The sequence below is a fragment of the Streptomyces sp. NPDC026672 genome (assembly GCF_040638185.1).
Classification (GTDB): Bacteria; Actinomycetota; Actinomycetes; order Streptomycetales; family Streptomycetaceae; genus Streptomyces.
In genome coordinates this window covers 24456-45622 of record NZ_JBEZXS010000053.1, presented here as the reverse complement: position 1 = coordinate 45622, position 21167 = coordinate 24456, and the positions used below count along the sequence as shown (strand labels likewise).

Annotated in this window: 17 protein-coding genes and 1 pseudogene; 10 read left to right on the top strand and 8 right to left on the bottom strand. The window is 71.1% G+C overall.

The features are described from left to right. Nucleotides 1–12: 12 nt before the first annotated feature. The 5 genes from AB0F77_RS37695 to AB0F77_RS37675 all read right to left on the bottom strand — a co-directional run bounded on the left by AB0F77_RS37695 (nucleotide 13) and on the right by AB0F77_RS37675 (nucleotide 6690). Nucleotides 13–1386, bottom strand: a complete 1374-nt coding sequence (locus tag AB0F77_RS37695; protein ID WP_361957567.1) for an alpha-amylase family protein — start codon at nucleotides 1384–1386, stop codon at nucleotides 13–15. A 228-nt stretch (nucleotides 1387–1614) separates the two neighbouring features. Next, nucleotides 1615–3294 (bottom strand): glycoside hydrolase family 13 protein, encoded by a 1680-nt coding sequence (locus tag AB0F77_RS37690; RefSeq protein WP_361957564.1) that lies wholly within the window; start codon nucleotides 3292–3294, stop codon nucleotides 1615–1617. 87 nt (nucleotides 3295–3381) lie between these two features. After that, nucleotides 3382–4290: an ABC transporter permease subunit gene (locus AB0F77_RS37685; protein WP_361957561.1), complete on the bottom strand. Its 909-nt coding sequence runs from the start codon at nucleotides 4288–4290 to the stop codon at nucleotides 3382–3384. Nucleotides 4291–4303: 13 nt separating this feature from the next. Next, complete coding sequence (locus AB0F77_RS37680) at nucleotides 4304–5308, bottom strand: sugar ABC transporter permease (RefSeq protein ID WP_361957558.1); 1005 nt, start codon at nucleotides 5306–5308, stop codon at nucleotides 4304–4306. Between the two features lie 107 nt (nucleotides 5309–5415). Continuing rightward, nucleotides 5416–6690: an extracellular solute-binding protein gene (locus AB0F77_RS37675; protein WP_361957555.1), complete on the bottom strand. Its 1275-nt coding sequence runs from the start codon at nucleotides 6688–6690 to the stop codon at nucleotides 5416–5418. 378 nt (nucleotides 6691–7068) lie between these two features. Here AB0F77_RS37675 and AB0F77_RS37670 point away from each other — a divergent pair, with 378 nt between their 5' ends. Continuing rightward, complete coding sequence (locus AB0F77_RS37670; protein WP_361957552.1) at nucleotides 7069–8103, top strand: LacI family DNA-binding transcriptional regulator; 1035 nt, start codon at nucleotides 7069–7071, stop codon at nucleotides 8101–8103. Nucleotides 8104–8230: 127 nt separating this feature from the next. Then, nucleotides 8231–9082, top strand: a complete 852-nt coding sequence (locus tag AB0F77_RS37665; RefSeq protein ID WP_361957549.1) for a phosphatase PAP2 family protein — start codon at nucleotides 8231–8233, stop codon at nucleotides 9080–9082. A gap of 7 nt (nucleotides 9083–9089) precedes the next feature. On the opposite strand, the gene AB0F77_RS37660 is transcribed toward AB0F77_RS37665, so the two are convergent. Continuing rightward, complete coding sequence (locus AB0F77_RS37660; RefSeq protein ID WP_361957546.1) at nucleotides 9090–12104, bottom strand: bifunctional [glutamine synthetase] adenylyltransferase/[glutamine synthetase]-adenylyl-L-tyrosine phosphorylase; 3015 nt, start codon at nucleotides 12102–12104, stop codon at nucleotides 9090–9092. A 228-nt stretch (nucleotides 12105–12332) separates the two neighbouring features. Between AB0F77_RS37660 and AB0F77_RS37655 the strand changes: the two genes are divergently transcribed. The 3 genes from AB0F77_RS37655 to AB0F77_RS37645 are packed head-to-tail and all read left to right on the top strand — an operon-like array spanning nucleotide 12333 to nucleotide 15812. After that, nucleotides 12333–13220: an alkaline phosphatase family protein gene (locus AB0F77_RS37655; RefSeq protein ID WP_361957543.1), complete on the top strand. Its 888-nt coding sequence runs from the start codon at nucleotides 12333–12335 to the stop codon at nucleotides 13218–13220. 1 nt (nucleotide 13221) lies between these two features. Next, nucleotides 13222–14721, top strand: coding sequence for an MFS transporter (locus tag AB0F77_RS37650; protein ID WP_361957540.1), 1500 nt, complete (start codon nucleotides 13222–13224; stop codon nucleotides 14719–14721). 59 nt (nucleotides 14722–14780) lie between these two features. Then, nucleotides 14781–15812: a TolB-like translocation protein gene (locus AB0F77_RS37645; RefSeq protein WP_361957585.1), complete on the top strand. Its 1032-nt coding sequence runs from the start codon at nucleotides 14781–14783 to the stop codon at nucleotides 15810–15812. 47 nt (nucleotides 15813–15859) lie between these two features. On the opposite strand, the gene AB0F77_RS37640 is transcribed toward AB0F77_RS37645, so the two are convergent. Together AB0F77_RS37640 and AB0F77_RS37635 are read right to left on the bottom strand one after the other, a co-directional pair. Continuing rightward, entirely contained in the window at nucleotides 15860–16381 is a 522-nt protein-coding gene (locus AB0F77_RS37640; protein ID WP_361957537.1) for an NUDIX domain-containing protein, read from the bottom strand. 36 nt (nucleotides 16382–16417) lie between these two features. Next, entirely contained in the window at nucleotides 16418–17773 is a 1356-nt protein-coding gene (locus tag AB0F77_RS37635) for a tetratricopeptide repeat protein (RefSeq protein WP_361957534.1), read from the bottom strand. Nucleotides 17774–17993: 220 nt separating this feature from the next. On the opposite strand from AB0F77_RS37635, the gene AB0F77_RS37630 reads away from it, so the two are divergent. From AB0F77_RS37630 to AB0F77_RS37610, 5 genes and pseudogenes are all read left to right on the top strand, one after another. After that, entirely contained in the window at nucleotides 17994–18743 is a 750-nt protein-coding gene (locus AB0F77_RS37630; RefSeq protein WP_361957531.1) for a hypothetical protein, read from the top strand. Between the two features lie 74 nt (nucleotides 18744–18817). Further along, on the top strand, nucleotides 18818–19729 hold the full coding sequence (locus AB0F77_RS37625; RefSeq protein WP_361957528.1) for an aminoglycoside phosphotransferase family protein: 912 nt from the start codon (nucleotides 18818–18820) through the stop codon (nucleotides 19727–19729). Further along, nucleotides 19730–20422, top strand: coding sequence for a class I SAM-dependent methyltransferase (locus AB0F77_RS37620; RefSeq protein ID WP_361957525.1), 693 nt, complete (start codon nucleotides 19730–19732; stop codon nucleotides 20420–20422). A gap of 29 nt (nucleotides 20423–20451) precedes the next feature. Continuing rightward, entirely contained in the window at nucleotides 20452–21030 is a 579-nt protein-coding gene (locus tag AB0F77_RS37615) for an HAD domain-containing protein (protein WP_361957522.1), read from the top strand. A 9-nt stretch (nucleotides 21031–21039) separates the two neighbouring features. Beyond that, nucleotides 21040–21165 (top strand): annotated as a pseudogene (locus AB0F77_RS37610) (site-specific integrase); the annotation flags it as partial. Nucleotides 21166–21167 lie beyond the last annotated feature (2 nt).

Below are 21167 nucleotides of genomic sequence, written 5' to 3'. Positions count from 1 at the left end.
CGGAAAGAACTTTCAGCAGGCGGACTTGCCCGCGTAGACGGCGAGGGCCGTGTCGGCGGCCAGGGTGGCCGTGAACCGGCCGCCGGAGTCCACCGTGACGGTCCTGTTGCCCTGCACGTCGCAGTACGTGCCCGCGGGCAGGGACGTCTGGAAGGTGCGACCGACCGCGAAGGACTCGTGGTTGACGGCGACGTAGCCCTTGGCGCCGCGGCCGAAGGCGATGGCCTGGAAGCCGTTGTCCCACCAGTCCGTCACGCCCTGGCCGCGGGTGGCGTTGCGGAAGGCGACCATGGACCTGATCTCGGGCCAGGCGTGCTGGCACTTCCAGCCGTTCTGCCAGCAGGCGTCGACGGTGCCCCCGGCCGGCGGTCCGGCGTCCGGGTCGGTCCATTCGTAGCCGGAGTTGATGTCCGGGGCGCCGTAGGGGTGGGCCAGCATGAAGACGTTGGCCAGCGTGTAGGCGGCGCCGCTCTTGTAGTTGAGGGTGGAGCCGTTGCGCTCGGTGTCGTGGTTGTCAACGAAGACGCCTGCCACGGAACTGCTCAAGTAGCCCCAGCCCTCACCGTAGTTCTTGAGGTAGGCGAGGCGTTCGCCGGTGAAGACGCGCTTGAGGTCGTAGGCGTAGCGGAACTCCTGGACGTCGCCGTTGCCCGTGTACTCGGTGGGCTGGACCGCCTCGTTCGCGCCGTAGATGACCTCCTGCTTCCAGTAGGCTCCGGGCCTGGTCAGCCGGGACTTGACGGCGGCCAGGTCGGCGCTGTCGATGTGCTTGGCGGCGTCGATGCGGAAGCCGTCGACACCGAGCGAGAGCAGGTCGTTCAGGTACCCGGCGATCGTCCGGCGGACGTAGTCCTCGCCGGTGTCCAGGTCGGCGAGGCCCACCAGTTCGCAGTGCTGGACGTTCCAGCGGTCCCGGTAGTCGGAGACCGGGGCGGTGCAGTCGTCGAAGTCGAAGGACGAGTACAGGCCCGGGTAGTCGTACTTGGAGTACGGGGAGCCGCCGGTGCCGGTGCCGCTGCCCGCCGACATGTGGTTGATCACGGTGTCGACGACGACCTTCACCCCGGCCGCGTGGCAGGTGTTCACCATGTTCTGGAACGCGGCCCGGTCGCCGAGGCGCCCGGCGATCCGGTAGCCGACCGGCTGGTACGAGGTCCACCACTGGGAGCCCTGTATGTGCTCGGCGGGCGGGGAGACCTGGACGTAGCCGTAGCCGGCGGGGCCGAGCGCGGTGGTGCACTCGCGGGCCACGGAGGCGTACTTCCACTCGAAGAGGACGGCCGTGACGTCCTTGGTGCCCGGCGGGGACGCCTGTGCGGCCGTCGGGTTCATGACAAAAGCGGCGGCCATGAGGGCGAGCGCGCCCGAGAGGGTCCTGCGTGCCATGTCGGTGTTCCTTCGTCGTTGAAGGCGCTTGCTGAAAACTTTCACCACCTTGCGGTGACGCAGATGTTAGAGGCCCGCCGCCTGAAAAGGCAGCGGGCCGCGTGAAGTTGGTGCGAGAAGTCGCCAAGGGCCCGGCGGGGCCGAGCAGAAACCAGGCCGGGGCCGGGCGGAGACCGGGCGGAGATCAGCCCGGGGTCAGACCGGGGTCAAACCGGGGTCAGCCAGGGGTCAGGCGGTCGTCCACCAGACCGTCGTGTCGGCGGGCACCTCCGTCGCGCCGTCCGCCTCGGTCACCGCGCCGCTGGCGAGCAGCACCCGCCCGTACGCCGGAACGCTCACCGGCGCGCCCGTCGTGTTGGCGACGCACACGAACTCCCCGCGCCGGAACGCCAGGACGCCCTCGGGAGCGGTCAGCCACTCCACCGACTCGCCCGCGCCCAGGTCGGGCCGCTCGCGGCGGACGGCGAGCGCCGAGCGGTACAGCTCCAGCGTCGACCCCGGCACGCCCTGCTGCGCCTCCACGCTCAGCTCGGCCCAGGCCGACGGCTGGGGCAGCCAGCTGCCGCCGCTGCCGAAGCCGTACGACGAGCCCTCCCGGGTCCACGGGAGCGGCACCCGGCAGCCGTCGCGGAAGCCGTCCTGGCCCTCGCCGCGGAAGTAGGCCGGGTCCTGCCGGACCTCGTCGGGCAGGTCTACGACGTCCGGCAGGCCCAGCTCCTCGCCCTGGTAGACGTACGCCGAGCCGGGCAGCGCCAGCATCAGCAGGGTGGCCGCCCGCGCCCGCCGCAGACCCAGCGCGCGGTCGCCGGCGAGCCGGATCTGGGTGCCGAGGCCGGGCGGGTTGGCGAAGCGGGTGGCGTGCCGGGTGACGTCGTGGTTGGACAGCACCCAGGTGGCCGGGGCGCCGACCGGGCGCATGGCCTCCAGGGTGCGGTCGACGACGGCGCGCAGCTCCTCGGCGTCCCACGCGGTGCTCAGGTACTGGAAGTTGAACGCCTGGTGCAGCTCGTCCGGGCGGACGTAGTTGGCGGTCCGCTCGACGGTCGGCGTCCACGCCTCGGCGACGAAAATCCGCTCCCCCACGTACTCGTCGAGGACCGTGCGCCACTGGCGGTAGATCGCGTGCACGCCGTCCTGGTCGAAGAACGGCATGACATCGTTGCCCAGGAGCTTCAGCTGGTCGTGGGAGCCGAGGTCCGGCAGGCCCGCGGCCTTGACCAGGCCGTGCGCCACGTCGATGCGGAAGCCGTCCACGCCCATGTCCAGCCAGAAGCGCAGGACGGAGCGGAACTCGTCGCCGACGGCCGGGTGGTCCCAGTTGAAGTCGGGCTGCTCGGGGGCGAAGAGGTGCAGGTACCACGCGCCGGGGGTGCCGTCGGGCTCGGTGACCCGGGTCCAGGCGGGGCCGCCGAAGATGGACTCCCAGTCGTTGGGCGGGAGTTCGCCCTTGTCGCCCTTGCCGGGGCGGAAGTGGTAGCGCTCGCGCAGCGGGGAGCCGGGGCCCTCGGCGAGCGCCCGCTTGAACCACTCGTGCTGGTCCGAGGAGTGGTTGGGGACCAGGTCCACGATGACCCGCAGGCCGTGCCCGTGGGCGTCGCGGATCAGCGCGTCGGCGTCCAGGAGGCTGCCGAACATGGGGTCGACGGCGCGGTAGTCGGCCACGTCGTAGCCGGCGTCGGCCTGCGGCGAGGCGTAGAAGGGGCTGAGCCACACGGCGTCCACACCGAGGTCGCGCAGGTACGGGAGTCTGGACCGTACGCCCTCCAGGTCCCCCATGCCGTCGCCGTTGCTGTCGGCGAAGCTGCGCGGATAGACCTGGTAGATCACCGCGTCGCGCCACCAGTCGCGGTGCTGGGCGACGGTGGCGAGGGCGGAGTCCGGTGCCGGGTCGGCGGAGTGCTGGCTCATGGCGTCCTTGCTGCGTAACGGAATCGGGTTCATGAGGAGAGTCAAATGGGTCGGGTGGGCCGGCGTCGAACCGGGCCGAACCGGCGGTCAGCCCTTGGTTCCACCGGCGGTCAGGCCGGTCACCAGGTTCTTCTGCACGAGGTAGAAGAACGCGGACACGGGTATCGCGACCAGTACGGCGGTGGCCGCCATCAGATTGCGCTGGGCGTCGTGCTCGCTGACGAAGCTCTGGAGGCCGACGGCGAAGGTGTACTTGCTGTCGTCCAGCATGAACGTCGAGGCGAAGGCGACCTCACCGAAGGCGGTGATGAAGTTGTAGAAGGCGGCGACCGCGAGGCCCGGCTTGGCGAGCGGCAGGATCAGCCGGAAGAAGGTGCCGAACGGGGTCAGTCCGTCGACGCGTCCGGCCTCGTCGATCTCGAACGGGATGGTGTCGAAGTAGCCCTTGAGCAGCCAGGCGCTGTAGGGCACCGCGGTCGAGCAGTAGACGAGGATCAGGCCGAGGTAGCTGTCGATGAGCTGGAGGTCCGAGAGGATCTGGTACATCGGCACGATCAGCACGGCGATCGGGAACATCTGGGTGACCAGCAGGACCCACATGAGCTTGCGGTAGCCGGGGAAGCGCATGCGGGAGACGGCGTAGCCGGTGGTCGCGGCGACGAGGACGCCGATCAGCGTGGTGCCAAGCGAGACGATCAGCGAGCTCTTCAGCCAGTCGAAGAACGCGGTGTGCTGGAGGACGAACGCGTAGTTGTCGAACGTCATCTTCTTCCAGATGCCGCCCGGGTGCAGATAGTCGTCCTTGTCCGGGCCGAGGGACAGGAAGACCAGCCAGACGATCGGGAAGAGCGCGATCAGGCTCGCGACGATCAGCACGCCGTGCGAGGCGAGGGAGGCGGCGCGGCTTCGCTCGCCCCGGCGGCGCACGGTGCGGCGGGTGTCCGCCGGGCGCGGTCCGGTCACCGGGGCGGAGGGTTCGGCGGTGGTCGTGCTCATGGGAACTCCTGCCTCAGATCGCGAGCTGCTGCTCGTTGCGGTTCAGCCAGCGGCGGTAGAACGAGGTGAAGACGATCAGGACGGCCAGCAGCAGGATGCCGTAGGCGGCCGACTGCGCGAAGTCGCGCGGCTGCTGTCCGAAGCCCAGGTAGTAGGCCCAGGTCACCAGGATCTGCGCGTCCGGGGCGGTGTTGCCGAACAGCAGGAAGATGACGGCGAACTGGTTGAACGTCCAGATGATGCCCAGCAGGACGACGGTCGAGCCGACCGACCTCAGACCGGGCAGGGTGATGTGGCGGAAGCGCTGCCAGGCGCCCGCGCCGTCCATCTCGGCGGCCTCGTACAGGGTGGAGTCGATGGACTGGAGTCCGCCGAGCAGCGAGACCATCATGAACGGCACACCGCACCAGGTGTTGACCATGATCGCGGCGAACCGCTGCCAGAAGGTGTCCTCGAGCCACAGCGGCGTCGGCAGGTGGAGGGCGTCGAGCGCGGAGTTGATGATGCCGCCGTCCGCGAGCATGAAGCGCCAGCCGAAGACGGTGACGAAGGTGGGCACGGCCCAGGGCAGGATCAGGATCAGCCGGTAGACGGTGCGGCCCCGCAGCTTCTGGTTGAGGAGCAGGGCGAGGCCGAGGCCGATGACGTAGTGGAGGGCGACGCACAGCGCGGTCCACACGATCGTCCAGACGAAGTGCGACCAGAAGCGGTCGTACGCCGTCGGCCCGAACAGGATGTCCTTGTAGTTGTCGAGCCCGATGAACTTGTACGTGGCGTCGATGTGGTTGACGCCGATCGTGCGCGCCGTGTTGAGGCTGTTGGCGTCGGTCAGCGTCAGGTAGAGGCCGTACACCAGCGGGTAGATCACCAGCGCGCCGAGCACGACGACGACCGGGGCGATCATGGCGTAGGCGTACCAGTGGCGCTGGTACCCGTGCTTCAGGCGCTGCCCGAGCCCGGGGCGGGGGGCGCGGTCACCGCGGCGCTTGCCGGTCGCGCGGTCGATGGCGACTGTCATGGTTCGACACCTTCGGAAGGTTCAACGGGGGGGTGGGGCCGTGCGCAGGCCGGTGGCCGCCGGATCCCTCCCCCCGCTTCCCGGGGGATCCGACGGCCACGCGGGGCTTACTTGCTGAAGTCCGGGACCAGCTTCTGAATGGCGACCTCGGCGTTGGCGAGGCCCTTGTCCAGGCTCTCCTTGCCGCCGGCGATCTTCGGCAGCTCGGTGTCCAGCGGGCCCCACAGGGAGCTGTACTCGGGCAGGGCCGGGCGCGGCTGGGCGGCGGAGAGCACACCCTGGTAGCCGGCGATGCCCGGGTCGGCCTTGACCTGCGCGGTGTAGGCGTCCTCGCGGGTGGGCAGCGTGGAGTTCTTCAGGGCGATGGTCTCCTGGGACTTCGCCGAGGTCATGAAGTTGACGAACTTCAGGGCCGCTTCCTGGTGCGCCTTGTCGGAGCCGGCGTACACGGAGAGGTTGTGGCCGCCGGTCGGGGCGCCCGCCTTGCCGGTGGAGCCGGCCGGGACGGGGGCGATGCCCAGGTTGGCTTTGTCCGCGAAGGCGGAGCCCTTGTAGAAGTTGGTGATCTCCCAGGGGCCCTGGACGATCGCGGCGACCTTGCCGTTGACGAACGCGTCCTGGATGTGGGCGTAGGCGTCGGCGGTGGTGTCCGCCTTGTGCAGGCCCTTGCCGGAGTAGAGGCCGAGCCAGGTGCCGTAGGCCTTCTTGGCGGCGTCGGAGTCGACGGTGATCTTCTTCGCGGTGGCGTCGACGGTGTCGGTGCCCTCGCCGTAGAGGAAGCTCTGCGCGTAGTACGCCTGGGTGGAGCCCCAGTAGCCGTCGGCGCCGGTCTTGTCCTTGATCTTCGCGGCGTCGGACTTCAGCTCGTCCCAGGTCTTGGGGGCCTCGGTGATGCCGGCCTTCTGGAAGAGGGCCTTGTTGTAGACGAGCGCCAGGGTGTCGGTGACCAGCGGCACGCCGTACGTCTTGCCGTCGAACTGGGCCTGCGTGATCAGGCTGGGCTGGAACTTGGCCTGGTCGGCGAGGGCCTCGGTGCCGTCCAGCGGCAGGAAGTAGCCCTTCTTCGCGAAGGCCGGCGTCCAGCCGACCTCGGAGCGCAGCACGTCCGGGGCGCCCTTGGAGCCCGCGGCGGTGTCGAACTTGTTCTGCGCCTGGTCGAAGGGCACGTTGACGTACTTGACCTTGATGTCCTTGTGGGCGGCCTCGAACTGCTTGACCAGGGCCTGGTACGTCGGCGCCTCGTTGGTGGCGTTGGAGGTGTCCCACCAGGTGAGGGTGACCGGGCCGTCCGCCTTGCCGCTGCCGCTGTCGCTGCCGCCGCACGCCGTCGCCGCGAGGGCGAGGGATGCCACCAGCGCGGAGGCCGCTATGCCACGCCGCATGAGTTCTCCTTGAGGGTGAATGCCCGGGTCGTGGCAGGCGGTCCCGCCGCCGGCCCACCGACTTGCCGACTGCGCCGTTGCGACGGCCGGGCGACAGGGAACGTAACAGCGATGCAAGCGCGGCGAAAGACCTTGCAGAAAAAAAGTGCAAGGGATCTCATCGGTTACCGGACCGTGACGTATCGTCGGCCCCCGCGAAGCCTGGTATTGAAGCCGCTGGGCGGCATGGGGAACAGTTGTGCAAGACTCTGCAAGGTTTTGCCGCGACGAAAACGAGGGAGCGCCATGACGCAGCGATCGGCAGCGGGCCGCGGGGCCGCGCGCGCACGGCGTCCCGTCGGTGGGCAACGGGAGGCGCGGCCGGTACAGTCCGGTGCCGTGACCACACGGCTCGCCGACATCGCGGCGCAGGCGGGGGTGAGCGAGGCGACCGTCAGCCGCGTCCTCAACGGGAAGCCGGGCGTCGCCGCCACCACCCGCCAGTCCGTGCTCGCCGCGCTCGACGTCCTGGGCTACGAGCGTCCGGTGCGGCTGCGGCAGCGCAGCGAGGGCCTGGTGGGCCTGATCACCCCGGAGCTGGAGAACCCGATATTCCCGGCTCTGGCGCAGGTCATCGGGCAGGCGCTGACCCGCCAGGGCTACACGCCGGTGCTCGCCACCCAGACCCCGGGCGGGTCGACGGAGGACGAGCTGACGGAGATGCTGGTGGACCGCGGGGTCGCCGGCATCATCTACGTCTCGGGGCTGCACGCGGACACCACGGCCGACATGCAGCGCTACGAGCGACTGCGGGCGCAGGACGTGCCGTTCGTGCTCGTCGACGGCTTCTCGCCGAAGGTGCAGGCGCCCTTCATCTCCCCCGACGACCGGGCGGCGATGACGCTGGCGGTCACACATCTGGTGTCGCTCGGGCACACCCGGATCGGACTGGCCCTGGGGCCCAAGCGGTTCGTCCCGGTGCAGCGCAAGATCGAGGGCTTCGTGCGGGCGATGCGGGACCAGTTGGGTCTGGACCCGCGAACCGTCGAGACGGAGCTGGTGCAGCACTCGCTGTACACGCTGGAGGGCGGTCAGGCGGCCGCGTCGGCGCTCGTCGAACGCGACTGCACGGCGGTGGTGTGCGCCAGCGACATGATGGCGCTGGGCGCGATACGGGCGGCGCGGCAGCACGGTCTGGAGGTGCCGACGGACGTGTCGGTGGTCGGCTTCGACGACTCCCCGCTCATCGCGTTCACGGACCCGCCGCTGACGACGATCCGCAAGCCGGTGCCGGCCATGGGGCAGGCGGCGGTGCGCACGCTGCTGGAGGAGATCGGCGGCACGCCCGCGCCGCACAGCGAGTTCGTGTTCATGCCGGAGCTGGTGGTGCGCGGGTCGACGGCGTCCGCGCCCGGGGAGCGCACGCGCCCCTGAGAGCGGGGCAACGCGCCCCTGAGCGCCCCGGGGACGGGTGGATCGTCCGCTCGTCGTAGAACATGCGGGCCGGACCCGACCTTGGGATGATCTGTCGGAGAAACCTTTTCTGGCAGACTCTGTGCCTATGAGTGACTCGACCGTGACAGAGCCGGAAGGTCGCGAACAGCCGGACCTTCCGCGGCCCGTCACGGGCGGGGCCCGGCGGACTCCGCTCGGCCGGCTGCGCGCCCCCCGGCGGCCCCGGCTGTGGTTCGAGATCCTTCTGATCGCGGTGAGTTACTGGACGTACTCGCTGATCCGCAACGCCGTGCCGGAGCAGCGGGGCGCTGCGCTGCGCAACGCCGACTGGCTCTGGCGCATGGAGGGGCACCTCGGGATCGCCGTCGAGGACTCGGTCAACCGATCCTTCGACTCGGTGACTTGGCTGATCGTCGGGATGAACTACTACTACGCGACCCTGCACTTCGTGGTGACGCTCGGGGTGCTGGTGTGGCTGTACCGCTCGCATCCGGGGCGGTACGCGGCGGCACGGCTGGCCCTGTTCGCCACGACCGGTGTGGCGCTGGTCGGTTACTACCTGTATCCCCTCGCGCCGCCGCGGTTGATGAACGGCGGGCGTTTCGTGGACACGGTGACGGTCCACCACACCTGGGGTTCGATGGCCTCGGGCGACCTCAAGCACATGTCGAACCAGTACGCGGCGATGCCGTCCATGCACATCGGCTGGTCCCTGTGGTGCGGTCTGATGCTCTTCGCGCTGGCCTCGGTGCCCTGGGTGCGGGTCCTCGGCCTGCTCTACCCCGTCGCGACCCTGCTGGTCATCGTGGCCACGGCCAACCACTTCTGGCTGGACGCGGCGGGCGGCCTGCTCTGTCTGGCGTTCGGCTTCACGGTCTCCCGCGTGTGGCACGGCGCCTTCCCGTACGCCCTGCCGCGTCCGGTGCCCGCGCGGCCGGCGCCGGTCCCCGTCCGGTAGGGCCGGCTCACGCCCCGTAGAACAGCTCGTCCACGACCGTGCGCGCCCTGCGGGCCGTACGGCGGTAGGCGTCGAGCATGTCTCCCGCGTGGCCCGTGGTGTAGCCGAGGTAGCGGCCGACGGCGGCGAGTTCACGGGGGTCGGTGGGGAACGTGTCGCCGGCGCGTCCGCGCACCAGCATGACCGCGTTGCGGACCCGGGTGGCGAGCACCCACGCCTCGTCGAGCACGGCCGCGTCCTCGCCGGACAGCAGCCCGGCCGCGCAGGCGGCGGCCAGCGCCTCGCGGGTGCGGGTGGTGCGCAGGCCGGGTTCCGCCCAGCCGTGCCGCAGCTGGAGCAGCTGCACGGTCCATTCGACGTCGGACAGGCCGCCGGGGCCGAGCTTGGTGTGCAGCTTGGGGTCGGTGCCGCGCGGCAGGCGCTCGGACTCCATGCGGGCCTTGAGGCGCCGGATCTCGCGCACGGCCTCGTCGCCCAGGCCCTCGGCGGGGTAGCGCAGGGGCCCGATCAGCTCGATGAAGCGGCGGCCCAGGTCCGCGTCCCCGGCGACCGCTTCGGCCCGCAGCAGCGCCTGCGACTCCCAGACCAGGGACCAGCGCCGGTAGTACGCCTCGTACGACTTGAGGGTGCGCACCAGGGGTCCGGACTTGCCCTCGGGGCGCAGGTCGGCGTCGACGAGCAGCGGCGGGTCGGCGCTGGGGAGCTGGAGCAGGCGGCGCATCTCGGCGACGACCCGGTTGGCGGCGTTCGCGGCCTCCTGTTCGTCGGCGCCCTCGCGGGGTTCGTGCACGAACAGGACGTCGGCGTCGGAGCCGTAGCCGAGTTCGTGTCCGCCGAAGCGGCCCATGCCGATGACCGCGAAGCGGGTGGGCAGGGTGTCGCCCCAGCCGTCGTGGACGATGGCGCGCAGGGTGCCGGCGAGGGTGGCCGCGGTGAGGTCGGAGACGGCGGCGCCGACACGGTCGACCAGGGCGCCCTGGTCGGCCTCGACCGGGCTGGCCTCGGTGCCGTAGGAGGCGACGATGTCCGCGGCGGCCGTGCGGAACAGTTCGCGGCGGCGCACTCCGCGGGCCGCGGTGACGGCCTGCTCGACGTCGGCGGCGCGGCCGACGGCGGCCAGTATCTCCTGCTCCAGCGGGGCCCGGCCGCGCGGTGCGAGTCCGCCGCGGCCGTCGCCGCCGCTGCTGCCGTCCCCGTCGCCGAGGAGGGCGACCGCCTCGGGGGCGCGCATCAGCAGGTCGGGGGCGAGGCGGCCGGCGGACAGCACCCGGGCGAGGTTCTCGGCGGCGGCCCCCTCGTCGCGCAGCAGCCGCAGGTACCAGGGGGTCTTGCCGAGGGCGTCGGAGACCTTGCGGAAGTTGAGCAGGCCCGCGTCGGGGTCGGCGGAGTCGGCGAACCAGCCGAGCAGGACGGGCAGCAGGGTGCGCTGGATGGCGGCCTTGCGGGTGACGCCGGAGGCCAGGGCCTCCAGGTGGCGCAGGGCGGCGGCGGGGTCGGCGTAGCCGAGGGCGACGAGTCGTTCGCGGGCCGCTTCGAGGCTCAGCCGGGCTTCGCCGGGGGCGAGTTGGGCGACGGCGTCGAGCAGCGGCCGGTAGAAGATCTTCTCGTGCAGCCGGCGTACGACCCCGGTGTGCCGTTTCCATTCGCGGGTCAGCTCGGTCACCGGGTCGGCGCGCAGGCCCAGGGAGCGGCCGAGGCGCCGCAGGTCGGCCTCGTCCTCGGGGACGAGGTGGGTGCGGCGCAGCCGGTAGAGCTGGAGGCGGTGCTCCATGGAGCGCAGGAAGCGGTAGGCGTCGTCGAGCCGGCCGGCGTCGGCGCGGCCGACGTAGCCGCCGGCGGCGAGGGCCTGGAGGGCGTCCAGGGTGGTGCCGCTGCGCAGCGAGCGGTCGGTGCGGCCGTGCACCAACTGGAGGAGCTGGACGGCGAATTCGACGTCCCGCAGGCCGCCGGGGCCCAGTTTCAGTTCGCGGTCGATCTCGGCGGCGGGGATGTTCTCGACGACGCGGCGGCGCATCTTCTGCACGTCGGGGACGAAGTTCTCGCGTTCGGCGGCCTGCCAGACGAGGGGGGCGAGCGCGGCGACGTACTCCGCGCCGAGTTCGACGTCGCCCGCGACCGGGCGGGCCTTGAGGAGGGCCTGGAACTCCCAGGTCTTGGCCCAGCGTTGGTAGTAGGCGACGTGGCTGCTGAGGGTGCGCACGAGGGGGCCGTTGCGGCCCTCGGGGCGGAGGTTGGCGTCGACCGGCCAGATGGAGCCCTCGACGGTGGTCTCGGAGCAGATCCGCATCATGTGCGAGGCGAGCCGGGTGGCGGCGCGCACCGCCTTGCTCTCGTCGGCGCCGTCGGCGGCCTCGCCAACGAAGATGACGTCCACGTCGGAGACGTAGTTCAGCTCGTGGCCGCCGCACTTGCCCATCGCGATCACGGCGAGCCGGCACAGCGCGGCGTCCTCGGGCGCGGACGTGCGGGCCAGGGCGAGGGCGGCGCGCAGGGTGGCGGTGGCGAGGTCGGCGAGTTCGGCGGCGGTCTCGACGACGCCGGTGGTGCCGCAGACGTCCCGGGCGGCGATGGACAGCAGGCAGCGGCGGTAGGCGACGCGCAGGGAGACCGGGTCGTCGGCCCCGGCGAGGCCGCGCTCGAACTCCTCCACGCCCGGGTGCAGGTCACGGGGCTCGTAGGTGACCAGGGCCTCCCAGTCGCGGGGGTGCCGGGCGAGGTGGTCGGCGAGGGCGGCGGAGGCGCCGAGCACGCCGAGCAGCCGGTCGCGCAGGGGTTTGGCCGCTATCAGGGTGTCCAGCAGTTCGCGGTGCGCGGTGGGGCCGTCCTGTGCCTCCAGGAGGCGGACGAGGCCGTGCAGGGCGAGGTCGGGGTCGGCGGTGGCGCCGAGGGCCTCCAGCAGGACGGGGTCGTCGCGCACGGCGGCCAGTTCGGGGCCGTCGAGGAGCCGCTCGGCGGCGGAGGGGTCGGTGAAGCCGTGCCGCAGCAGCCGCGTGAAGGTACTGCTCCTACGCCCCGGCGCCATCCGCGCCCTCCCCTCGCCTCACAGCCGTCCTGCCAGGAGCCTAACCGCACTCGCCCGCGGGGGCTCTGTGACGGTGGGGGTGTCGGGGCGCGGCGGTGGTGCTCCGGGTAGAGCAGTTCATGTGGTCTTCATCCGGCCGGGCGGGTGCCGTCGGGGAGGGGATTGTTGGCATGCGCATGCTCGGCAAGCACCGCCAGTACCGTCCTTCCCCGCATCCCGGAGGTTGATGTGTCCGGCAGTTCCGTGTACCGCCGAGCCCGCGCCGTCCTGGCGTCCGGCGTGGCCCTCGCCGCCGCAGCGATCGGTCTGTGGACCGGCCTCGGCGACGAGTCCGCGCACGCCGCGGGCGCCGTACCGTCCCCGGACCACGTGGTCGTCGTGGTCTTCGAGAACCACGCCTACAGCCAGGTCATCGGCTCCTCCAGCGCGCCGTACATCAACTCGCTCAAGACCGGCGGCGCCAACCTCAGCCAGTTCTTCGCCGAGACCCACCCCAGCCAGCCGAACTACTTCGCCCTGTTCTCCGGATCCACCCAGGGCATCACGGACGACGGCTGCTACACCCCCGGCTTCTCGTCCGCCCGCAACCTCGCCTCCGAGCAGCTCGCCGCCGGCCGCACCTGGGCCAGCTACAACGAGACCCTGCCCAGCCAGGGCTCGACCACGTGCAGCAGCGGCCGCTACGCCCGCAAGCACAACCCGTGGTTCGGCTTCAGCAACGTCCCCACCTCCACCGCCAGGACGTTCGCGCAGTTCCCGACGGACTTCTCGACGCTGCCCCAGATGTCCTTCGTCGTCCCCGACCTGTGCAGCGACATGCACGACTGCTCAGTGTCGACCGGTGACAGCTGGCTGAAGAACAACCTGGGCGCCTACGCGACCTGGGCCAAGACCCACAACAGCCTGCTCGTCGTCACCTTCGACGAGGACAACCGGCTCAGCGGCAACCGCATCGCGACCGTCCTGTACGGCCAGCCGGTCACGCCGGGTTCCAGCTCCGCCACCACCTACAACCACTACGACCTGCTGCGCACCCTGGAGGACACCCAGGGCCTGACCACGCACGCGGGCAACGCGGCCTCCGCCAAGGACATCACCGGCATCTGGACGTCGTGACATGTACGTAGCGGACAGCCGCGCGGGCGCCCCCCGCGCCGAGGTGTCCGCGACCGGTGCCGCCCGGCTCCCCGCCGGGCGGCGCCGTACCGCGGTCGCCCCCACCGTGCTCGCGCTCGGCACGGTCAGTCTGATCACCGACGTCTCCTCCGAGATGGTCACGGCGGTGCTGCCGCTGTACCTGGTCGCCGGGCTCGGCCTCTCCCCGCTGGGCTTCGGCCTGCTCGACGGCGTCTACAACGGCTTCTCGGCGCTGGTCCGGCTGGCCGGCGGCCACTTCGCCGACCGGGGCGGGGGCCGCCACAAGTGGGTCGCCGGCCTCGGCTACGGCCTCTCGGCCCTGTGCAAGCCGCTGCTGCTGCTCGCCCACACCCTGACGCCGATCGGCCTGATCCTGGCCGCCGACCGCACCGGCAAGGGACTGCGCACGGCCCCGCGCGACGCCCTGATCTCGCTCTCCAGCACCCCGGAGACACGGGGCCGCGCCTTCGGCGTGCACCGCGCCATGGACACGGCGGGCGCGCTGCTCGGACCGCTGGCCGCGTTCCTGATCCTGCGGGCCACGGTGGACGGCTACGACGCGGTGTTCACCGTGAGCTTCTGCGTGGCGGTCGTGGGCGTGCTGGTCCTGGTGCTGTTCGTGCCCGGGGGTGCCACTGCCGTCCGGCGGCCTGCCGGACGGGGTCCCGGCGTGCGACGGATGCCCCTCGAACAACAGCCACAACAGCCACAACAACCCCTCGGACAGAACGCCGACCCATCGCGCCCCACGCTCCGTGCGGCCCTCGGGCTGCTGCGTCGGCGCCCGATCCGCCGTATCACCGTGTGCGCGCTGCTGCTGGGCCTCGCGACGGTCAGCGACTCCTTCGTGTACCTGCTGCTCCAGCACCGCCTGGGCGTGCCCGACCACTGGTTCGCGCTGCTGCCGCTCGGGACGGCCGCCGGGTTCCTGCTGCTCGCCGTGCCGCTGGGCCGGCTCGCCGACCGGGTGGGCCGCTGGCGGGTGTTCCTCGGCGGGCACGGCGCGCTGCTCGCGGCGTACGGCCTGCTGCTCACCTCCTGGCACGGCACCGCGCTGCCGTACGCGGTGCTCGCCCTGCACGGCGCGTTCTACGCGGCCACCGACGGCGTCCTGATGGCCGCCGCCTCCGACGGCGTGCCCGAGGAGCTGCGCTCGTCCGGGCTCGCGGTGGTGCAGACCGGCCAGGCACTGGCCCGGTTCGCCTGCTCGCTCGGCTTCGGCGCGGCGTGGACGGTGTGGGGCGACCGCACGGCCCTCGCGGCGGCCACCGGGGCGCTCGCGGTGTGCGCGGCGTTCTCCTTCGCCCTGCGCCCGACCGACCCCCGTCGGACGCCCTACCACCCGACCGGCCCGACCGACCGGACCGGCCCCGCAGACCCGCCCCGCCCGACCGGCCCCGCAGACCCGCCGCGCCCGACCGGCCCCGCAGGTCCGCCCCGCCCGACCGACCTCGGCCCGACCCGGGAGCCCGCCCCATGACCGTGAAGACCCCGATGACCGCGAAGACCCCGATGAGCGCGATGACCTCGATGACCGCGATGGCCGTACGGTCCCGCGTCCTCGTCCTGCTGTCGGCCGTCGTCGTCCTGGCGGCGGTCGCGCTGGCCGCCGTGCTGCACGCCTCCGCGCGGGCGGAGCAGCGCGACCGCACCCAGTCGGGCGGGCCCCGGGTCACACCGGGCGAGGTCGATCTGACGACGCCCGGCCGGATGGTGTTCCGCTCGATGGCGTGGGGCCCGCACCGCGACGAACTGGTCTCGGTCCCCGCGTCGGACCCCTCCGGCCCGCGCACCGCGTCCGGCGTCAAGTGCCTGCGCTTCTACGCCGCTTCGGGCACCGGGGTGTGCCTCCAGGCGGTGCGCGGCACGCTGTCGGACACCTACCGGGCCGTACTCCTCGACGCGCGTCTGAAGCCCACGGCCCACTACGACGTCCCCGGCATCCCCTCCCGCGCCCGGGTCTCCCCCACGGGCCGCTTCGCCGCGTGGACGGCGTTCGTGGGCGGGGACTCGTACGCGGGCACGAACTTCTCGACGCGTACGGCGGTGGTGGACACCAGGACCGGGCGGTTCACCCCGTCCCTGGAGGAGTTCCGGATCGTCAGGGACGGCCGGCCCTACCACGCGGCGGACGTCAACTTCTGGGGGGTGACGTTCGCGGCGGACGACCGCACCTTCTACGCGACGCTGGCCACGAAGGGGAGCACCTATCTGGTCCGGGGCGACCTGCGCGCCCGTACCGTCACCACGGTCCGCTCCAACGTCGAGTGCCCGTCCCTCTCCCCCGACGGCACCCGCGTCGCCTTCAAGAAGCGCGTCAAGGGCCTGTCCCCGGACGCGCCGTGGCGCCTGTACGTCCTCGACCTGCGCACCCTGCGCGAGACGCCGCTGGCCGAACACCGCAGCGTGGACGACCAGGCGGTCTGGAAGGACCCCCACACCCTGGTCTACGCCCTCCCGGCAGACTACGGAGCCGACCTCTACACAGTCCCGGCCAACGGCACGGGCACCCCCCACCACATGGCCCGAGCGGCGGTGTCCCCGGCCTACGTACCCCTACCGGGAAGGTGACCCACCCAGTCGAACCCCACAACACGCCGCATCGCCCCCAGCCACACTCACCTCGGAGCGATGCCTGCCGCCTCCCACCCGTCCAGCGACACCTGGGGCCCACCGCTCAGGTAACGGCGCAGCGCACTGGCGGTGGTGTCCACGAACTCCTCGGGGACGGAATCGACGTCGACCCAACGAACCTGAGCGTGCTTACGGGGCTCCCTGTTCTCAGGCTCGCCGCTCCATTCCTCGGCGACGAAAACGACGGTGAGGAACCCGTTGGGGGCTTCCACTCCCCAGGCACCGTGGATGACGTGAGCGACCTTCAACGACTCCGGCTTCACGGTCAGACCGGTCTCCTCGTACAGCTCGCGCACCGCGGTCTCGGTGACGGGCTCGCCAGGTTCACTCTTGCCGACGGGCAGGTCCCACAAGCCCTGGGCGAACTTGGCGTTCTGACCGCGTTGGAGGAGAACGACACGGTCGGCGGCCTTGTCGTGAACGATGACCGCGGCGACCAGCAGGGTCATGGACGCGAGAGCGGGCGGCAGGGCGCCGGACTCTCCGTCGGTTGTCCGCTGAACCACGACTGCTGTCCCTTCGTCGGCCGGTTGGTGGGCAGCTTAGGCCAGCGCTTCGTGTGCGCGGCGGGCGAGTTCGGCAGCTCCCGGCACTTTGCGGCGCCGGTAGACCGAGAGAGTGGAGCGGAGCGAGGTGATCGCCTTGCGAGTGCGGTCGGAGGACAAGCCTTCCATCAGGGCCAGGGCTTGAGTCCACGCGGCCACCGCCTCGTCGGCGCGGGCCTGCGCGGCGAGGCTGTCGCCGAGATCGGCGTGGGTGAGGGCATGGACGCGCTTGTATTTCTCAGGGTCCCAGCGCATCAAAGCGTCACGGTGTTGCTGTTCAGTGCCGACATGGTCGGCCAGGTCGGTGAGAGTCCGGGCGCTGTGGCTGGCCACGGTGCCGGCAGCGGGGCCACTGACGTGAGAGTAGCTGGGCTGAGGGCCGTCGTCGCGCAGGAGGGCGTCCTCGGCGGCCAGCAGGGCGCGGGCCGCGGCTGGCTTCTCACCAGTGGCTGCGTAGGCGCGGGCGTGGGTGATGTGCAGCAGCGCCTCGGTCCGGCCGTCGACGTGACCGAGACCGCGAGCAAGGGCGCCTTCGACGAGATCAACACAATGACGGGGCTGTTTGAGACTGAGGGCCTGGTGGGCAAGGACGCGCATCATCCAACCGGCGTGACCGTGCGGATCCGCTTCACAGGCGAGCTGGTAGCCGACCTGGTAATAGCGCTGGGCAGCGCCTTCCTGGCCAAGATCGTGGTGCTTCCAGCCTGCCAGGTAGGCAAGTTCGGCCACGGCTCCGAATGCCGCCTGGCGTAAGGCTCCGTTCGGGTAGCGGCCCCGGAGCATGGGAGCGGCGGTGTCAGCGAGGTAGGCGGTGACCGTGGTCAGACCATGACCGCCGCCGAGGCGCTCGTCGGCCGCGCTGAAGGCGGCGGTGATCTGGCGTACGACGTCCACGTCCTCGGCCCCGATCGCAGATGTGCCGGTGCGGGCGCGGAGCATGCGGGCGGTGGCCTCGTGATCGTGGGTGAGCGGCATGGCAACGCCTGCCGTGGTGAAGGCGGCCACGGCGAGGAAGCGGTGGCGCTCCACATCAGCGCGGCCCAGGTCAGTCGCAGCCAGCACGGGATCGCGCTCGTCCGGCTCCTCGATGCCTGGTGGGCGAAGGCCGATCTCAGTCGAGGTGATGCTGCGACCTGTCCGACGGGACAGGGCTTCGGCCAGATACTGGCCGGTCCTCCCCGTGGGACGGCGGGTGCCGTTCACCCAGTGGGAGACGGCCGACTTGTTGGTCTGGAGAGTCTCACCGTTCTCGGCTGCGATGCGGCGGATGTCCCTCGCCAGCGCCTCATACGTGCACCCGGTCGCAGCGATGGTCTCACGTAGCCGGGAGTTGGGCTTTCCCGTCGCCGTCACGATCGCCTCCCGTCCGGGGCTGTAAACCGCGTATACCGCTTCAACCGCCTCTCACCGTACCCACTGTGCGTGACGGAGGGTTCACTGAACATAGCCGCCCGGCCCGGTCCGACACCGCGACCAGACTCCCCACTCGCCCGGCGGCTCCCCCAAGTCATACATCCGCTCAGGGTTCGGGCGTTCCGTTGCTCGAACCCTGCCGATCAGAGACGGAGACACGGTGACCACCATCAACACCGCGGCCATCGCGGTCGTACTGCCCGAGGCGTTCGACGAGCGATGGAGCCGACTGCCCGGCGTCCAGGTCGACGACCGGCGCATCACCATCGACCCGGCCGAGTACTTCTTCCGCTTCGAGTCGAGCACCTGGCTCGTGGCGGACTGGGAGCTTGTCGAATCCCAGCTGCTGGATGTGGAGGAGACGGCCGAGAGCACCGTGGAACAGCTCGCGCTGGAGTTCATCAGGACCCACACCGCCCCCACCTCCGACGCCGCTCAGGTGCTCGCCACCGCCTACGAGGTCTACTCGTACCTGTTTCGCGACGAACATCTCGCCGGCCTCGGCCTACCGCGGATCACTGCCGCTCACCTGCGGATGCTGCGCGAAGCGGCCACCCTGATGGCGTTGAACAAGGTCGAGTTGGACGGGCGTATCTCCAACGTCGGACCGTGCTGGTTCTTCCCGGCCGCCACTTCCGTCGTCTTCGACCTGGACGACGAAATGGGCGCCATGCTCGACGAGGTGTACCACGGCGGCTGGTTCAACGAGCACCGCCGCATCGAGTCCATCAAGGCCCACGCCGCCCTCGGCGGGCGGCTCGTGCACGGCTGCCAGTCCGTGCCGGACCAGTCCGGCGGCGTCGTGGCGCCCTACGGTGCGTCCATGCCGGCCTTCCGCGACGACCTCGCGGCCTTCAAGGCCGACTGGATCGAGCAGGTCTACGCCCAGCGTGTGCCTCCGGCCGCGTAGCACCACCTCTCCCTTCCGGGGCGGGCCAACTCCTCTCGCCCGCCCCGGACTCCACCCATCGCACCGGAGCCCCAGTGGACACGATCCTCAACGTCGCTCTCCTGAACGACCTCCTGACCATCACCGGCCGATCGAACCCGGAGCGCAAGGAGGTGCGTGTGTGGTCCATGTCCGGCGTCGAACGCCTGTCCTTCAGCGACGGCACCACCGCCATCTTCAAGTACGCCAAGAGGCCGTTCGACAGCGAGGACCACACCCTGCGCCTGGCACGCATCGTCGGCGTCCCCGTGCCAACCGTCCACGCCTCCGCAACGATGGACGGCTGGCTCGGGATGCTCCTGGAGGACCTCGGCCCGACCGCGCAGGAAGCCGACGACCTCGACGGCGCCGCCGCAGCCGTACTTCTGCACGGGGCCCGGTCGGCCGGCGCCCTCCCCGTTCTCGACCGAGAACGGCTGCGTGCCCTGCCGAGCAGGGCCCTGGAACACCTCGGCCGTCTCCGCAAGGTCAAGCGGTGGCAGGACACCGACGACGTCGAAGACGCCCTCGGCAGAGTCGCTCAGGCCGCCGAGGCCCGTTCTGCCGGTGCGACCGTGGCCCCGTTCGGTTGGGTGCACTCCGAGTTCCACCCCACCAGCCTCCACGTCGGCCGGCACGGCTGGCGGCTCCTCGACTTCGCGCGGGCGTTCACCGGGCCCGGTCTGCTCGACCTCGCCAGTTGGCACGGCACACTCGACGCACCCGATCCTGCGCGTCTGCGGGGCTTCTTGGAAACGTACGTCCGCGAGGGCGGCGCCCCCGACGCCCTCGCCGCAAGAGGCGGTCTCGCTGCCGAGAAGTGGGCGCTGGGCTGGCATCGTATCTGGGCCGTCGAATGGTTCATGGAACAGTCCATCCGCTGGATCAACGACCCGGCCACCGATCCTGGTTGCATCAAGGCCGTACGCCGCCATCTCGCCGACATCCTGCACCTGTTGGAGGTCTAGGTGCCGGCCCAGGCTTCCCCTTGGTATGTCCATGCGGTTCAACGCACCATGGCTGCTCCCGCCGAGCCGCTGTCTGTACCCGCGCGGATGGAATGGACGACCCGCCCCGGCAGCGGCCCCGGTGCGGAAATCCTCGGACCGGACCTGTGCCGCAAGCGACTGCTGGAACTCGGCTGCGGCCCGGGCCACAACGCTGCTCACCTCGCCACCCGCCACGGCGCTCATGTCACCGGCGTCGACCTCGTCGGCCTCCAGATCCGACGAGCCCGCTCACACTACGGCCGGCTGAACAACCTGACCTTCGTGGCCGACCACGCTGTGCACTACCTGCGGACCCCCGACGAACCGTTCGACGCGGTCTATTCGATCTTTGGGGCAGTCGGCCTCGTGGCCCCCGAGCTTCTGCTCCCGGCGGTCGCCCGGCGCCTCAAACCCGGCCGCACTCTCGCCTTCTCCGTCCCTCACCCCCGACGCGGCGGTCTGCGCCCCGCCCCCGACGACCGGCCCCGCCGCGACTACGTCACTCTTCCCGACCGCTCCCGGCTGCCCGTCGCCCGCTGGGACTTCGACGTCGGCCGCTGGGAGAGACACCTCGACGGCGCCGGATTCCGGCTCGCCTCGGCCGAGGAGTTCCACGACGGCCGCCACGGCCTCTGGCCCTCCACCCTGCTGATCACCGCGCGCAAACTCTGACCCCACGCCGACTCCCCCGGGAGAATTCGATGCGCCCGCCCTACCTGCTCCTCGACGTCGATGGCGTCCTCATCCCCTTTCCCGGGGCCGACGGGACCATTCCGACCAGTCACACGCGCCACGACGTTGTCCCCGCGAACCGAGCCCCCGAAGCCCCTGTCACCATCTGGCTCAACCCCGCACACGGCCCCTTGCTCATGCACGTGATCCGGGCGGGCCTGGTCATCCCCGTCTGGTGCACCAGTTGGCGCCAGGACGCGACCACCCTGATCGGACCGCTCCTCGGTCTCCCGCCCCTGCCGTACGTCGACCTCCCACGCCCGCAGATCACCACCAGCCACCCCGACGGCTACCTGTGGAAACGCGACCACGTCAACACCTGGTTGGGTGACGCTCCCGTCATCTGGATCGACGACGACTTCACCGCCCTCGACCATGCCTGGGCAACAGAGCGCAGCACGAGCGGCCGGGCGACCACCCTCATCCAGCCGAACCCCCGTGTCGGACTACTGGCCGACCACTTGGTCGAGGTCCTGGCATCGGCCGCACGGTTGCCCGTCGCACGGGGCGTGGCCCCGAACGCCCCCGCCGGAACGGAAGCCGCGTAGCAGGGACAAGCCGCTCGTGAGCACGGCATGCACGTTCTCAGGACGTTCGGCGCCTCGGTTCCGCCGGATGCCGCCGAGAACATCAAGGCGCTCAGCAACTACCTCGGACACAGCGATCCCGGGTTCCCGCTTCGGGG